A 15,642-nucleotide genomic window follows, 5' to 3' on the forward strand; every position below is an offset into this window, starting at 1 on the left:
CAGGGCTATGGCGACTGCGTCGACTGCAAGCTGTGCGTCCACGTCTGCCCGACCGGCACCGACATCCGCAAGGGGCAGCAGATTTCCTGCATCGGCTGCGGCCTGTGCGTGGACGCCTGCAACGAGGTGATGGCCCAGCTGGGCCGGCCCGGCAACCTGGTGCTGTTCGACACGCAGTTGAACCAGGTGGCCAAGGTGCAGGGCAAGCAGTCGCCGGTGAAGTTCATCCGCCCGCGCACGATCATCTACAGCCTGATCATGCTGACCGTGGCCGGCGCCATGGCGGCCGGGCTGGTGCTGCGCCCGAACGTGGACGTCAACGTGCTGCGCGACCGGGCACCGCTGTTCGTCGTGCTGTCGGACGGCGACGTGCAGAACGCCTACACCGTGAAGATCCTGAACAAGACGCACGAGCCGCGCACCTACGCCGTCACCCTGACCGGGCTGAACCGGCCGGAGCTGTCGGTGGCCGGCACCGGCACGCAGGCGGGCGTGGACCAGCTGCGGCTGGAGGCGCCGGCCGATGCCGTCGCCACCTACCGCATCTTCGCCCGCGTGCCGAAGGCGGAGGCGAAAAGCGGGTCGACCGACGTGTCCGTCATCGTGCGCGACCTGAAGACCGGCGACAGCAACCGGCACGCCAGCGTCTTCCTGGCGCCCTGAACGCCGAACCGGACGCCAACCGGCGCACCGCACGCCCCCCTCCAGCGGTGGAGGGTGGCCGGTGCCAGCCGGGCAGGCGAAAGGGGCCGCAATGGCCGGTCCTGGGCCGCGGCCCCTCGTCGTGGACTTCAGGCCCCCATCCGCAACGGTGGGGGCCTTTTTCTTGGGAGCTAGCCCTCACGCCCAAATACCGCAAGAAACCTCAGCAGCCTATTTAGGGCCGTACTTCAAAAAATCGTAGTAACAGACCCATTTTCTATACCCAACCTCAATTAGAGAGTGATATATTTTATGGTTGCTGTAATTAGCCAGCAAATATTCTCGCACCCCATCCAGGTCACCTTCCGCACAATCGATCATCGTGCCGTATTCCATGACGTGCTTAAAATCACAGTTATTAACAAGATCAGCAAAATTCAATTTTGCGGTCTCTTTAGCTTTAGTTGTTTCAACGTAAGTAGCTGGCGGCAAGAAGTCTTTTCTTCCTCTTTCAGAAGCACGTCTAACACGATCAGACAGCCCTTCAAGTTTAATATCCCCATCAGCAGATATTCTTCCAGCTTCACGGAGATATCTAAAAACCGGTACCAGTGACGTCTTTCTATTTAGCAAATCAGGAAGAGTATCGGTCAATATTTTTTCCGCGTCAAATCTACTCACACCACCCAAGACGTCTTGGATAATTTCGTCTGTAGTAAGCCTCTTGTAGCCCACCGCAGACATACCAGCAACAACACCAACGCCGAAAACGACATCAACAGGCTTTTCACTATCCGCCTTATCAATGTCCTGAACAAACAACGACCCTTTTGCATCGTTACTTAGAACAAGCTCATAAACGTGCTCCTTAAGCATCCGAAGAATTTTCGCCGAAAACTTTCTTTTCACCGCCCCAATGGCACCAAATATTTCGTCAAATTTATCCGCCCTAATAAGCTTGATCGGAATGAAATGATCTTCAATTAAAATACTGCTATTTGTAATTTCTGGAAGATGGCGCCCCGGCTCCCACTCAACAAATATTAGCCTATCTCGAAGCCTCTCAACATGGTCTTTTGTCAGACATGCCGCGATCGCTCGCATTATCTGCTTTACGTTAGGATCACCCATAGAATATCCGAGAAATATTACCGGATGCTCCACCATCATAGTCAGCAATTTAGCAGCAAGATATTTACTCCTGTCTTCAAATACATCATAATCTTTCTGGGTCAGAACAATGCTATTGGGATCCGCTATGGACCCATGGATCTTGTATATCTCCGCGACGCCGTGTATCTGATTGAAAATCAGTTGGTCTTGCCCAACATATACGGTAAACCCAGGAAATAGAATTTCTAGGAGCGGGTCATAGTTAGTGGTGATTATACCATCCACCGAAACCTTTGAAAGTAGCCCCATCTCCTTCTTAAGCTCATGATCATTAGTCAGCGCAGCCGATCTCGATAGCCTTTGGCAGACTTCGATCTTTAGCGCAGACTCATCAGACACGCAAAACTTGAGATTTTCCGCTCTGCTTTTCTTAAAGCGGTCACTCTCCCACCAAACTTTATGGAAGTCTTTCGCAATAAGCGAAGCTATCTCTGGCAAATTGTTATTAGCTTGCGACTTGTAATACTCGTATGGCTTTCCCACCTCTTCCGCAAAACAACGAAGCAGACCCTCCCAACCATCAAGTCCGTAATAACGCCGAGAAATCCCGGCGCCCACAAACAAAATCGGAGCCGCCGAAAACTCTGACAAATGCTGTACAAGCTTTGCTGCAATTACCATTGCCGCGCACCGCGATTTAGCGCCCGTCGCGCCGGGCGATGAAGGCCAGACGCTCCAGCAGGTGGACGTCCTGCTCGTTCTTCAGGAGCGCCCCGCACAGCGGCGGGATGAGCTTGCGCGAGTCCTTGGCGCGCAGCGTCTCGGGGTCCACGTCCTCGACCATCAGCAGCTTGATCCAGTCGAGCAGTTCCGACGTGGACGGCTTCTTCTTCAGGCCCGGCACCTCGCGCAGGTCGTAGAACAGCGTCATCGCCTCGCGCAGCAGGTCCTTCTTCAGGCCGGGGTAGTGCACGTCGACGATCTGCTCCATCACCTCGCGGTCGGGGAAGCGGATGTAGTGGAAGAAGCAGCGGCGCAGGAAGGCGTCCGGCAGTTCCTTCTCGTTGTTGGATGTGATGATGATGATCGGGCGCTGCCTGGCCTTGATCGTCTGCTGCGTCTCGTAGACGTGGAACTCCATGCGGTCGAGTTCGAGGAGCAGGTCGTTGGGGAACTCGATGTCCGCCTTGTCGATCTCGTCGATCAGCAGGACGGGGGCCTGCGGCGCCTCGAACGCCTCCCACAGCTTGCCGCGCACGATGTAGTTGGAGATGTCGTGCACGCGCTCCTCGCCCAGCTGCGAGTCGCGCAGGCGGCTGACGGCGTCGTACTCGTACAGCCCCTGCTGCGCCTTCGTCGTCGACTTGATGTGCCACTGGATGAGCGGCCGGTTCAGGGCGCGGGCGATCTCGACCGCCAGCACGGTCTTGCCGGTGCCGGGCTCGCCCTTCACGAGGAGCGGGCGCTCCAGCGTGATCGCCGCGTTGACGGCCACCATCAGGTCTTCGGTGGCGACGTAGGAGTCGGTTCCGGTGAAGCGCATCACGTTCCTTTCCCTGCGATTGCCCTTTCCCTGCGATTGCCTTATTTGGCCGCCAGCGCCGCCTCGATCGCCTCGACGGCGGCGTTGGCGAGCGAGGCGTCGGGGCCGCCGGCCTGGGCCATGTCGGGGCGGCCGCCGCCGCCCTTGCCGCCCAGCGCCTCGGCACCCACGCGCACGAGGTCGACGGCGCTGACCTTCGCGGTCAGGTCGTCGGTGACGCCGACGACGATGGACGCCTTGCCCTCGTTCCCGGCCACCAGCACGACGACGCCGGAGCCGACCTGCTTCTTCAGCTCGTCCGCCATCGGCTTCAGGTCCTTGGCCGGCAGGCCGTCCACCACGCGGGCGGCCAGCTTGAAGCCGTTGACCTCCTTGACGGCGCCCGAATCGGCCTTCGCACCGCCGCCCATCGCCACCTGACGGCGGAGTTCGGCCAGTTCGCGCTCCATCTTGCGGCGCTCGTCCACCAATGCTGCGACGCGGGACGGAACCTCTTCGGGGCGGACCTTCAGGGCCGAGGCGGCCTCGGACAGCAGGTTTTCGCGCTCGGCGAGGTAGCGGGCGGCACCCTGGGCGGTCAGCGCCTCGATGCGGCGCACGCCGGCGGCGACGGCGCCCTCGGCGACGATCTTGAAGATGCCGATGTCGCCGGTGCGGCGCACGTGCGTGCCACCGCACAGCTCGATCGAATAATCACGCTCCAGGTCGCCGTGCGGGCCGCCCATGGAGACGACGCGCACCTCGTCGCCGTACTTCTCGCCGAACAGCGCCATCGCGCCGGAGGCCTTGGCCTCGTCCGGGCTCATCAGGCGGGTGACGACCTCGGAATTGCCGAGGATGCGGGCGTTCACCTCCGCCTCAACCGCCGCCACGTCCTCGGCCGACAGCGGGGTGGGCTGCGAGATGTCGAAGCGCAGGCGCTCGGGCGCCACCAGCGAGCCCTTCTGCGTCACGTGCTCGCCCATCCGGTTCTGCAGCGCCTTGTGCAGCAGGTGGGTGGCCGAGTGGTTGGCGCGGATGGCGGCGCGGCGCTCCCCGTCCACGCGCAGCTCGACCACGTCGCCGACCTTCAGCGTGCCCTTGGTGACGGTGCCCTGGTGCGCCCAGACCGCGCCCAGCTTCTTCAGCGTGTCCTTGACCGCGACCTCGGCCCCTTCGGCGGAGAAGATGATGCCGGTGTCGCCGACCTGGCCGCCCGATTCGGCGTAGAAGGGCGTCTGGTTGACGATGACCATCACCTCGTCGCCGATGGTGGCGCTGTCGGCGCGGCCGTCGCCCTTGACGATGGCGGTCACCTTGCCCTCGGCCACCTCGGTGTCGTAGCCGAAGAACTCGGTGGCGCCCAACTCGTCCTTGATCTCGAACCACAGGCGCTCGGTCGCCGCCTCGCCGGAGCCGGCCCAGGATTCGCGCGCCTTGCGGCGCTGCTCGTCCATGGCGGCCTTGAAGCCGGCCTCGTCCACCGGGCGGCCCTTGGCGCGCAGCACGTCCTGCGTCAGGTCCAGCGGGAAGCCGTAGGTGTCGTACAGCTTGAAGGCCACGTCGCCGGGCAGCGCGGCGTTGCCCTCCAGCTTGGTTTCCTCTTCCTCCAGCAGCTTCAGGCCGCGTTCCAGCGTCTGCTTGAAGCGGGTCTCCTCCAGCTTCAGCGTCTCGACGATCAGCGCGCGCGCACGGCCCAGTTCCGGATAGGCGTCGCCCATCTGCTGGACCAGCGCGGGGACGAGGCGGTGCATCAGCGGTTCCCGCGCGCCCAACATGTGGGCGTGGCGCATGGCGCGGCGCATGATGCGGCGCAGAACGTAGCCGCGCCCCTCGTTCGACGGCAGCACGCCGTCGGCGATGAGGAAGGAGGTGGAGCGCAGATGGTCGGCGATGACGCGGTGGGAAACGGCGTGCGGACCGTCCGGCGCCGTCTTCGTCGCCTCGGCCGACGCCAGGATCAGCGCCCGCATCAAGTCGATGTCGTAGTTGTCGTGGCGGCCCTGCAGCACGGCGGCCAGACGCTCCAGCCCCATGCCGGTGTCGATGGAGGGCTTGGGCAGCGGCACCAGATCGTCCGGACCGCGCTGCTCATACTGCATGAACACGAGGTTCCAGATCTCGATAAAGCGGTCGCCGTCCTGGTCCTCCGACCCCGGCGGGCCGCCGGCCACGTGCGGGCCGTGGTCGTAGAAGATCTCCGAGCACGGGCCGCAGGGGCCGGTGTCGCCCATGCGCCAGAAGTTGTCGTCGGTCGGGATGCGGATGATCTTCTCGTCCGGCAAGCCGGCGATCTTGCGCCACAGGGCGGCGGCGTCCTCGTCCGATGAGTGGACGGTGACCAGCAGCTTCTCCGGGTTCAGCCCGTACTCCTTCGTGATGAGGGTCCAGGCCATCTCGATGGCGCCCTCCTTGAAGTAGTCGCCGAACGAGAAGTTGCCGAGCATCTCGAAGAAGGTGTGGTGGCGCGCCGTGTAGCCGACGTTGTCCAGGTCGTTGTGCTTGCCGCCCGCGCGCACGCACTTCTGCGAGGTGGTGGCGCGCTTGTAGGGCCGGGTCTCCGCGCCGGTGAAGACGTTCTTGAACTGCACCATGCCGGCGTTGGTGAACATCAGCGTCGGATCGTTGCGCGGCACGAGCGGCGACGATTCGACGATCTGGTGGTCGTTCTTGCCGAAGAAGTTCAGAAAGGTGGCGCGGATGTCGTTGGCGGTCTGCATGGGCGGTCCAAGGCTCCGGGTACGCGTCTCGGCCCGCGAGGCCGAACGGGTGCTTTTACCGTGACTTAGAGCGCCTGTCCACAAACCGCCACCCCGGCGGATGGTGCGGAATGCAACGGAATGAAACCGGATGAAACACTCCCGCGCGGGGTGTTGCATCCGCTGCCGCACACCAATCCGAAAGTACCGGCAATACAAAAGTCGCATTCCCGCCGTGCGGTTGTGCACTGCGATAGCGCTCATGGCGATACCAAAGTACATACCGGCATCGATGATGCGAATTCCACGCTCTTGCGCAGTCTTTCACCGGACCAATACCTGATTTGCCGCGATATTCCGCCAAAAGTATTATTTGTCGACTCAGTCATATCCTTCGTATTAGCGCGCAGGCGCAGCCAAAGCGCCGAACCCGGCGGCCCGCCGGGGATCAGGGGAAGCGCGGCAAGAGAAAGGCCACATTCGATGATGCATAAGCTTGGCACCACGGTGCTGAATTCCATGAAGGCCCTGCGGGTCGGCGTCGCGGCGACCGCGTGCACGGCGGCCCTGTGCGCGGCCGCCCTCACCTCACTATCAGCACCGGCGCTGGCCGGTTCGGTGACGCAGCCCGGCGAGACCATCGGCCTTGCCGCCGGCGCGCCGCTGCCGGAAGGATTCTATTTCGTCGACACCTTCGACTGGGGCAAGCGCCACGGCGAGAACGGCAACCCCGACGTGACGCTGGGCGTCAACATCCCGGTGGTCGCCTGGGCGACGCCGGCCAAGGTGGCCGGCGCGCGCGTGCAGCTGCTGGCCGCCCTGCCCGCCCTGGAGGTCGGCATCGACAACAACTATTATGACAGCGGCATGTACAACCCGTTCCTGGCCGGCCAGCTGGCCTGGGACCTGGGCAACGGATTCGGCGTCAGCTACCTGCTGGGCGTGTATTTCCCGGTGAAGAACCGCCTGGGCTTCGACACCACCTCGATCAACCAGCGCGTCGGCGTCAGCTACACCAACGACGGCTGGAACCTGACGGCGAACTTCATCTACGGCATCAACACCCGCAAGGCGACGAAGACCATCAACCCGGACTTCCTCAACATCGACGTGACCGCCACCAAGAGCTTCGGCAAGTGGCAGGTCGGCCCGGTGGCCTTCGCCTCCTTCGACACCAGCCGCCCGACGCCCGGGTATAGGAAGCAGAGCCAGGTCGCCCTGGGCGCCCTCGTCGGCTACAGCTTCGACCAGCTGATCCTGCAGGGTTACCTGACCCAGACGGTGGCCGAGGACAACTACGGCGGCAAGGACACCCGCGCCTGGGGCCGCATCATCCTGCCGTTCTGATCCCGGCACGCGCCCTTCCGAGCGGCGCAGCGCCGTCCGCCCCGCCGGGCCATCCACCGGCGGGACGGGTGGCGTTCGCGCGTTTTTGGGTGAGACGCGGGAGGGCGCCGCCCTCCCGCACCCTCCCGCCAAGGGCCGACGGCCCTTGGATCCCGGGGATTGTGCTTGTTCAGAGACGGCGCGACCGGCGTTGCGGTTGACGCATCCAAGGCGTTCCTCTATTTCTGTCTTTACAGAAATAGAGGAACGCCATGCACCTGACGCCGACCATGGAACGCTTCGTCCTGCATTGGGGCGAGATGGGCACGCGCTGGGGGGTCAACCGATCGGTGGCGCAGATCCACGCGCTGCTTTACCTGTCGCCGAACCCGCTTCCGGCGGAGGACATCGCCGAGACGCTGTCGATGGCACGCTCCAACGTCTCCAACAGCATCCGGGAACTGCAGAGCTACGGGCTCATCAGCGTCACGCACCGGATCGGCGATCGCCGGGACCACTTCCAGGCCGAGACGGACCCGTGGGAGATCCTGCTGCGCATCGCCGAAGAGCGGAAGAAGCGCGAGATTGACCCGGCGCTGACCATGCTGCGCCAGTGCGCCATTGAGGCGGAGGAGCAGCCCGGCACCGATCCCTATGTGAGGGAGCGGATCACGCGGATGCTGGGGTTCGTCGAATCGCTGACCGGCTGGTACGAACAGATGAAGCGCCTGCCTCGCCCGGCCATGGTCGCCATCGTCAACGCCGGGGCGAAGATCGCGGCCTTCCTCAAGAAGTAGGCCGGCCCAGAGCAGTTTCGCACCGCGTGCGGCCAGATATTTCTCTTGATACAGAAATTTCGAAACATAAGGAGCCTCCATGCGACCGGCAAGCATCGTCCTGGTGATCGGGGCCTCAGGGTTCATCGGTGGGCGGATCGTCCATCGCCTGGAGCGGGCGGGCATGCGCGTGGTGTGCGCTGGCCGGGACGAAGCGGCACTGCGCCACCTGTTCCCCGGCCGGGCGGTGGCCACGGACTGGCGAACGGCACTCGCCGGGGTGGACGCGGTCGTCTACGCCGCCGGCACCATCGAGCGTGGCGCCGGGATGCGGGAAGCGCACCGGGACACCCCCGCCGCGCTGTTCGCGGCGGCGCGGCGGACGGGCATCCAACGGCTGGTGCACCTGTCCGCGCTCGGCGCGGCGCCGGACGCCGACACGGACTTCCTGCGCAGCAAGGGCGAAGGGGACGCCGCGCTGCTCGCCGACCGGCCGCCGGGGTGGACGGTGCTGCGCCCGTCGCTGGTGTACGGACGCGGCGGGACGAGTGCCGCGCTGTTCGCCACGCTGGCCGCCCTGCCCCTGCGCCCCGCGGTGCGCAGCGGGCCGCTGCGGCCGATCCACGTGGACGACGTGGCCGATGCGGTGGCCGCCCTGCTCGCCGGCACAGGGCCGCTGCCGGCGGTCATCGACGCGGTCGGGCCGGAGGAGGTGACGGCCGAAGCATTCATCGCCCGGCACCGCGGCTGGCTGGGACAGCCGCCGGCCCGCGCGGCGCCTCTGCCACCCGCCGTCACGCAGGCCGGCGCGGCGGTAGCGGAGGCGTTCGGCGCCCGCCTCATCAACCGTGACGCGATGCGCATGCTGGCGCGTGGTGCTGCCGCCGATCCGGCGGGCTTCACGGCGGCGACCGGCGTGGTTCCGGCGGGCGTCGTGGCGGGGCTGGCGCGCGAGCCGGCGCTGGACGCCGACCGCTGGGCGGCGCGGCTGCGGCCGGTGCGGCTGCCGTTGCGGCTGAGTTTGGCGTTCCTGTGGATCGCCACCGGGCTGGTGTCGCTGGGGGTCTACCCGGTCGCCGGCAGCCTGGAACTGCTGGCCGGCGTGGGCTTGCGCGACGGGCCGGCGCTAGTGGCGCTGTACGGTGCGGCCGGCTGGGACCTGCTGCTGGGTGTGGCGCTGGCGGCGGGGGTGCGCCCGCACCTCGTCGGTGCCTTGCAGATCGGCACCATCCTGACCTTCACGGCGATCCTCAGCCTGTTCCTGCCGGGCTTCTGGATCCACCCCTTCGGACCGCTGACCAAGAACGTGCCGGTCATCGCCGCCACCCTGGCGATGATGGCGCTGGAGGACTGACGAGCATGGACACGTATCTCTGGGTCAAATACGCCCACATCCTGGGCGCGGTGGTGATCTTCGGCACCGGGCTGGGCACCGCCTTCCAGATGTTCGCCGCGCACCTGCGCGGCGACGTGCGCGGCATCGCCGTGGTGGCGCGCAACGTGGTGCTGGCGGACTGGCTGTTCACCACGCCATCCGTCATTTTGCAGCCCATCACCGGCGTGACGCTGGCGCTGCTGGCGGGATTCCCCCTGACCAGCGGGTGGATCGTCGTTTCGGTGGGCCTGTACGCGCTGGCCGGCGCCTGCTGGCTGCCGGTGGTGTGGCTGCAGCTGCGCATGGCGCAGCTGGCCCGCGCGGCGGCCGAAGAGGGAACGCCGCTGCCGCCGGCCTACCACCGCATGGCGCGCTGGTGGTTCGCGCTGGGCTGGCCGGCCTTCGGGGCGCTTCTGGTCGTCTTCCACCTGATGCTGTTCAAGCCGGACCTGTGGTGAGGGCCGCGGAAAGAAAAAAGGCGCCACCCCGGAGGGTGGCGCCTTTTCCCATGCCTTGCTTCCCCGCCTCACTCCGGCGTCGCGGCGTCGCCGTCGGATTCCGGGGTGCCCATCATGGCGTCGGCGACGAGGCCCGCGTTGGAGCGGATCTTGTCCTCGATGGCCTTGGCCATGTCGGGGTTGTTGCGCAGGTACGTCTTGGCGTTCTCGCGGCCCTGGCCGATGCGGGTGCCGTCGTAGCTGAACCACGCGCCCGACTTCTCCACCACGCCGGCCTGGATGCCGAGGTCGAGCAGTTCGCCCACCTTCGACACGCCCTCGCCGTACATGATGTCGAACTCGACCACGCGGAACGGCGGAGCCATCTTGTTCTTCACCACCTTCACGCGGGTCTGGTTGCCCACCACCGCGTCGCGGTCCTTGATGGCGCCGATGCGGCGGATGTCCAGGCGGATCGAGGCGTAGAACTTCAGCGCGTTGCCGCCCGTCGTCGTCTCCGGGTTGCCGAACATCACGCCGATCTTCAGGCGGATCTGGTTGATGAAGATCACCAGGCAGTTCGACTTGGAGATCGAGCCGGTCAGCTTGCGCAGCGCCTGGCTCATCAGGCGGGCGTGCAGGCCGACGTGGCTGTCGCCCATCTCGCCCTCCAACTCGGCGCGCGGCACCAGGGCCGCCACCGAGTCGACCACCAGCACGTCGATGGCGCCGGAGCGCACCAGCGTGTCGGCGATCTCCAGCGCCTGCTCGCCCGCGTCGGGCTGCGAGATCAGCAGCTCGTCGATGTTGACGCCCAGCTTGCGGGCATAGGTGGGGTCGAGCGCGTGCTCGGCGTCCACGAAGGCGCAGGTGCCGCCGTTCTTCTGGGCCTGGGCGATGGCGTGCAGCGCCAGCGTCGTCTTGCCCGAGCTTTCCGGACCGTAGATCTCGATGATGCGGCCGCGCGGCAGCCCGCCGATGCCCAGAGCGATGTCGAGGCCGAGCGACCCGGTGGAGATCACCTCCGTCTCGACCGTGTTCTCACGCGCCCCGAGCTTCATGATCGAGCCCTTGCCGAAGGCGCGCTCGATCTGGCTCAGCGCTGCGTCCAGGGCCTTCTGCTTGTCCATGGAATCCTTTTCCACCAATCGGAGCTGTGCGGACGACATTGCCCGTTTCCCTTTCTCAGATCAACACGGTCTTCGGTTTGGGTCTTGGGCTTAATGTACTCATTTTGTTCTCATGCGCAAGGGGAATTCCGTGAATGTTCCCACGGCGTTCCCATGACGTATGCGTCCGAGTCGGCCTGGATTCGTTCGCGTTCCAAAGGATGGTGCGGAACGGTTTGGGTCCGGCGCCGCGTGCGACCCAGGGTCGCATACGCGAGGATGCAGCCGTTCGCGGGCGTGTGGTTACGGTTTCGTAACCGTCGCGGCCCAGATTCGGTCTTATGTCCTTTTTCAGACTTCCACTTCTGGCCTTGTGCCTTGCGGCGCTGGCCGCGTTCCCGGCCCTGGCCGACCGGGCGCCGCTGATCCGCATCTCCAGCGAGAACGGGCCCAGCCACGTCCAGACGCGCATCCTGGAGCGCTTCGCCGCCACCGTGCGCGAACGCGCGGGCGGGCGGCTGGCCGTCGACTACCAGCACAGCGGGCGGCTCTACCGCGACCTCGACGTGGTGATCGCGCTGGAGCAGGGCAAGGTGGAAATGGCACTGCCGGGAAGCTGGCAGCTGGACCGGTTCGAACCGAACGTCGGCGCGCTGCTGCTGCCCTCCTTCTACGGGCGCGACGCGGAGACCATGGGGCGGCTGCTCGACGGGCCGCTGGGGCGGATGCTGAACGACCGGCTGGAGTCGGCGCTGGACGTGCACGTGCTGGGGCGGTGGATCCACCTGGGATTCGCGCACCTCTACACCATCGAGCGGCCGATCGAGCGGCACGAGGACATCGCGGGCCTGCGCATCCGATCGCCCGGCGGCGAGGTGAACAACCGGCGCCTCGCGGCGCTGGGCGCCAAGCCGCTGACCGTGGCGTGGACCGACCTGCCGGTGGCGTTCCGCGCCCAGCGCATCGACGGGCTGCTCAGCACCCACGCCACCGTGGTCAGCGCCAAGCTGTGGGAGCATGGGCTGCGCTACGCTTTCGAGGACCGGCAGTACTTCCCGCAGTACGTGCCGCTGGTCGCCGCCGGCCTGTGGCGGCGGCTGCCGGACGATGTGAAGGCACTGCTGGAAGGCGCCTGGGAGGAGCAGGTGGACACCGCCCGGCGCGAGGCCGCCGAGGCGCAGGCGGCGGCGCGGGCCGAGCTGCTGGCGCACGGCGTGCGCATCGTCACCCCGCCCCCCGCGGCGGTGGCGGCGTGGCGCGGGCGCCTCGTGGCGGCGCAGGACGACTGGGCCTACGAGATGGGCATGGACCCGTACCTGATCCGCATGCTCCACACCAGCTTCGGCGACTGAAGGGAGGGCACGGCATGAAGAGCCCGCTCTCGGGATCGGTCGCCGGACAGATCGTCGCGGCGACGCTGGCGGTATTGATCGCGCTGCTGGCCTCCACGCTGTGGACGTCGCGGCAGACGACGCTGCGCATGGCCGAGGTCACGCTGCTGCACGACGCCCGCCTGCACGGCCAGCAGATCGACGCCGCGCTGTCGCTGGTCGACTTCACCCTGCGCGAGATGGGCGACCATCTGAAGGAGATCGGCGGTATCGACCGGCGGACGGCCGCCCCGGTGCTGCGCCGCCACCTGCTGTCGTCGCGCACCGCCTACATCGGGCTGTACGACGGGGACGGGCGGATGCTGGCCTCGGTGGGGCGGCCGATGCCGCAGCTTGCCTCCCTCGCCACGCACGAGGTCATCCGCCGCCACCGCGACGAGATGCTGCCCTTCCAGTACCAGACGGCGACGCAGCTGGGCCTGACCGGCCGGCCGCTGGTCGGGCTGAGCCGCGCGGTGGTGTCGCAGCAGGGGCAGTTCCTGGGCCTGCTGCTGGCGCTGGTCGACGTGGAATCGCCGGGCGGCTACCACTACGGCGAAGACGTCCACGCCGCCCGCCACAAGCTGCTGTTCGACGCCGCCGGACTGGTGCTGGCCACCTGGACACTGGACGAGGCGAAGGGGGGCGAGGCGAAGGGAGGCGGCGAGGGTGCCGCGCCGGCCGCCTTCGCCGACGTGCTGCGCCAGCCGGCCCGGACGGCCGCCGCGGGAACGGGCGACTGGATCGTCGTCGTCCACCAGCTGGCCGATTTCCCGTTGCGGCTGGGGGCGGCGCTGCCGCGCGACCAGGCGCTGACCGAATGGCGGGGCGAGGTGCGCACGCTGGGCCTGACGCTGGGCGTCTGCCTGATCATGCTGGCCGCCCTGCTGACCGTGCTGACCGCCCAGTCGCGCCGGCGCGAGACGGCGGAGGCGGAACTGCACGACCAGCTGGCGTTCCAGCGCACGCTGCTCGACACCATCCCGCTGCCGGTGTTCTGGAAGGAGCCGGGCGGGCGCTACCTGGGCTGCAACGCCGCCTACGAGACGTTCGCCGGGATCGAGCGGGCGGCGATCATCGGCCACACCATGGCCGAACGCTTCGGCGCCGGCGCCGCCCCGCACGAGGAGGCCGACCGCACGGTGCTGGAACAGGGCACGCCGGTGACCCTGGAGGACACGCTGCGCTTCCCCGATGGGGCGGAGCACACGCTGCTGGTCAGCAAGGCGGCGTTCAGCCGGGCCGACGGCGGCCTCGGCGGGGTGGTCGGCGTGGTCGTCGACGTCACCGAGCGCCGCCACGCCGAGGCGCGCATGGCGGCGCTGACCAAGGCGCTGGACTACAGCCCGGCGCCGATCCTGATCACCGACGCGCAGGGGCTGATCACCTACGTCAACGCCGCCTTCACGGCGACCACCGGCTATCAGCCGGACGAGGTCGTCGGCCGGAGCCCCCGCGTGCTGCGCGGCGAGACGCCGGAGCCGGTCTACCGCGAGCTGTGGGCGACGATCACCGCCGGCCGCGTCTGGCACGGCGAGTTCCGCAACCGCCGCAAGACGGGCGAGCTGTACTGGGAAAAGGCCTCCATCGCGCCGATCCTGGCGGCCGACGGGCGCATCGTCAGCTATGTCGCGGTCAAGGAGGACGTCACCGAGCAGAAGCGCGCCGCCGAACGCATGTGGGAGCAGGCGAACTTCGACCCGCTGACCGGCCTGCCCAACCGCACCATGCTGCACGACCGGCTGCTGCAGGCGCTGGACGGCGCCCGGCACGGGGTGGGGCGGGTGGCGCTGCTGTACGTCGACCTCGACCGCTTCAAGCCGGTCAACGACAGCTTCGGGCACGAGGCGGGTGACGCGCTGCTGGCGCAGGTGGCCACCCGGCTGCGCGCCTGCGTGCGCGACAGCGACACGGTGGCCCGCCTGGGCGGCGACGAGTTCGTGGTGCTGATGCCGGTGCGCGACGACGCCGAGGCCGATCAGGTGGCGCGCCGCATCCTGGAGGCGCTGCAGCGCCCCTTCCCGCTGGACGCGCGCGAGGATGGGGAAGTGGGCATCGGCGCGTCCATCGGCATCAGCGTCTACCCGCGCGACGGGGCGGACGCCGAGGGGCTGCTGAAGAACGCCGACGCCGCCATGTACGCCGCCAAGCAGGCCGGCCGCGACACCGTGCGGTTCTTCTCGCGCCGGGAGGAGGCCCTCACGCCCTGAACCCCGCAGGTTGGGTTGAGTTCTCATCGGCGCTGACGCGCCGGGCCGTGGCGGATGAAACTGTTCGAAAGCCCCTCTCCCTTGAGGGGGCGACGCCGAAGGGCGTCGCGGTTGGGGTGAGGGTGATTACGGCCGGATGGCCGGATAAGATGACCCATTTTCCCGGCTGCCGCCGTTAACGACCCCTCATCCCAACCCTTCTCCCTCAAGGGGAGAAGGGCACCGTCTTCGGAACTGCCTGCCCCTTGTTTCTTCTTGGCGCCAGCGAAAACCCAACGCGTTCGCGGTGGAGACGGCGTTGGGTTTTCACCTGCGGTTCAACCCAACCTACGGATCTACGCCCCGCGCATGACCTCCTTCACCTTGGAGGCGAGCTGCTTCAGCGAGAAGGGCTTGGGCAGGAAGTGGGAGCCGTTGGGGCCGTCCAGCTCGTCCTTGAAGCGGTCCTCGGCGTAGCCGGAGATGAAGATCACCTTCATGTCCGGCCGCCGCTCGCGCACCTTGCGGGCCAGCGTCGGGCCGTCCATCTGCGGCATCACCACGTCGGTGATCAGCAGGTCGACGCCGGACGCGTCGCCGGTGAGCTGCTGCATCGCCGCCTCGCCGTTCTTCGCCTCCAGCACCTGATAGCCCTTGTTGCGCAGCGCGCGGGCGGAGAAGACGCGCACCGCGTCCTCGTCCTCCACCAGGAGGATGGTGCCGGACCCGGTGAGGTCGCTGCCGCGGCGCTCGCGCGGCTCGCCCTGGTCGGCGGGGCGCGCCTCGCCCTGGTGGCGGGGCAGCAGGATGGTGAACTTGGCACCCTGCCCCGGCTCGCTGTCGACGAAGATGAAGCCGCCGAACTGCCGCACGATGCCGTACACGGTGGACAGCCCCAACCCGGTGCCCGAGCCCACCTCCTTGGTCGAGAAGAACGGCTCGAAGATGCGCTGGAGGTTCTCCTTGGGGATGCCGATGCCGGTGTCGATCACCTCCACCGCCACGTACTCGCCGGCCGGCACCACCTCGTGCTCGCGCCGCTCGGGCGTGGCGACGGTGTAGTTGGAGGTGACCACGGTCAGCC

General features: G+C 66.7%; 12 protein-coding genes. 7 read left to right on the top strand and 5 right to left on the bottom strand.

All coding sequences use genetic code 11. From position 1 onward, the window contains the following. Positions 1 to 663: FixG Ig-like domain-containing protein (locus VED21_RS17275; RefSeq protein ID WP_324884211.1), on the top strand; the 663-nt coding region annotated here is incomplete at its 5' end. A 210-nt stretch (positions 664 to 873) separates the two neighbouring features. Here the strand turns inward: VED21_RS17275 and VED21_RS17280 are convergent. From VED21_RS17280 to alaS, 3 genes are read right to left on the bottom strand one after another with little or no spacing between them, the layout of a single operon-like run. Further along, positions 874 to 2,436, bottom strand: a complete 1,563-nt coding sequence (locus VED21_RS17280) for an SIR2 family protein (protein WP_324884214.1) — start codon at positions 2,434 to 2,436, stop codon at positions 874 to 876. Between the two features lie 16 nt (positions 2,437 to 2,452). After that, positions 2,453 to 3,298, bottom strand: coding sequence for a MoxR family ATPase (locus VED21_RS17285; RefSeq protein ID WP_324884216.1), 846 nt, complete (start codon positions 3,296 to 3,298; stop codon positions 2,453 to 2,455). Between the two features lie 41 nt (positions 3,299 to 3,339). After that, a complete protein-coding gene (gene alaS / locus VED21_RS17290) occupies positions 3,340 to 5,997 on the bottom strand; it encodes an alanine--tRNA ligase (RefSeq protein ID WP_324884218.1) in 2,658 nt (885 codons plus the stop codon). A gap of 462 nt (positions 5,998 to 6,459) precedes the next feature. On the opposite strand from alaS, the gene VED21_RS17295 reads away from it, so the two are divergent. From VED21_RS17295 to VED21_RS17310, 4 genes are all read left to right on the top strand, one after another. After that, positions 6,460 to 7,323 carry a transporter gene (locus VED21_RS17295; RefSeq protein WP_324884220.1) on the top strand — a complete coding sequence of 288 codons (864 nt, stop codon included), beginning with the start codon at positions 6,460 to 6,462 and terminating at the stop codon, positions 7,321 to 7,323. Between the two features lie 251 nt (positions 7,324 to 7,574). Then, complete coding sequence (locus tag VED21_RS17300) at positions 7,575 to 8,099, top strand: GbsR/MarR family transcriptional regulator (RefSeq protein ID WP_324884222.1); 525 nt, start codon at positions 7,575 to 7,577, stop codon at positions 8,097 to 8,099. Positions 8,100 to 8,178: 79 nt separating this feature from the next. Beyond that, on the top strand, positions 8,179 to 9,432 hold the full coding sequence (locus VED21_RS17305) for an SDR family oxidoreductase (protein WP_324884224.1): 1,254 nt from the start codon (positions 8,179 to 8,181) through the stop codon (positions 9,430 to 9,432). A gap of 5 nt (positions 9,433 to 9,437) precedes the next feature. Further along, the gene (locus VED21_RS17310; protein ID WP_324884226.1) at positions 9,438 to 9,911 is read left to right on the top strand and encodes a DUF2269 domain-containing protein; all 474 of its coding nucleotides are present in this window, start codon (positions 9,438 to 9,440) and stop codon (positions 9,909 to 9,911) included. Positions 9,912 to 9,979: 68 nt separating this feature from the next. On the opposite strand, the gene recA is transcribed toward VED21_RS17310, so the two are convergent. Then, complete coding sequence (recA, locus tag VED21_RS17315; RefSeq protein WP_324884228.1) at positions 9,980 to 11,059, bottom strand: recombinase RecA; 1,080 nt, start codon at positions 11,057 to 11,059, stop codon at positions 9,980 to 9,982. Between the two features lie 281 nt (positions 11,060 to 11,340). Between recA and dctP the strand changes: the two genes are divergently transcribed. Both dctP and VED21_RS17325 read left to right on the top strand, forming a co-directional pair. Next, entirely contained in the window at positions 11,341 to 12,351 is a 1,011-nt protein-coding gene (dctP, locus tag VED21_RS17320; protein ID WP_324884231.1) for a TRAP transporter substrate-binding protein DctP, read from the top strand. A 14-nt stretch (positions 12,352 to 12,365) separates the two neighbouring features. Further along, a complete protein-coding gene (locus tag VED21_RS17325) occupies positions 12,366 to 14,579 on the top strand; it encodes a sensor domain-containing diguanylate cyclase (RefSeq protein WP_324884233.1) in 2,214 nt (737 codons plus the stop codon). 335 nt (positions 14,580 to 14,914) lie between these two features. Here VED21_RS17325 and VED21_RS17330 read toward each other — a convergent pair. Further along, positions 14,915 to 15,642, bottom strand: a 728-nt coding sequence (locus tag VED21_RS17330) for a response regulator (RefSeq protein WP_324884235.1), incomplete at its 5' end; no start/stop codon positions are given.

The sequence above is a fragment of the Azospirillum sp. genome, assembly GCF_035627195.1.
Lineage (GTDB): Bacteria > Pseudomonadota > Alphaproteobacteria > Azospirillales > Azospirillaceae > Azospirillum.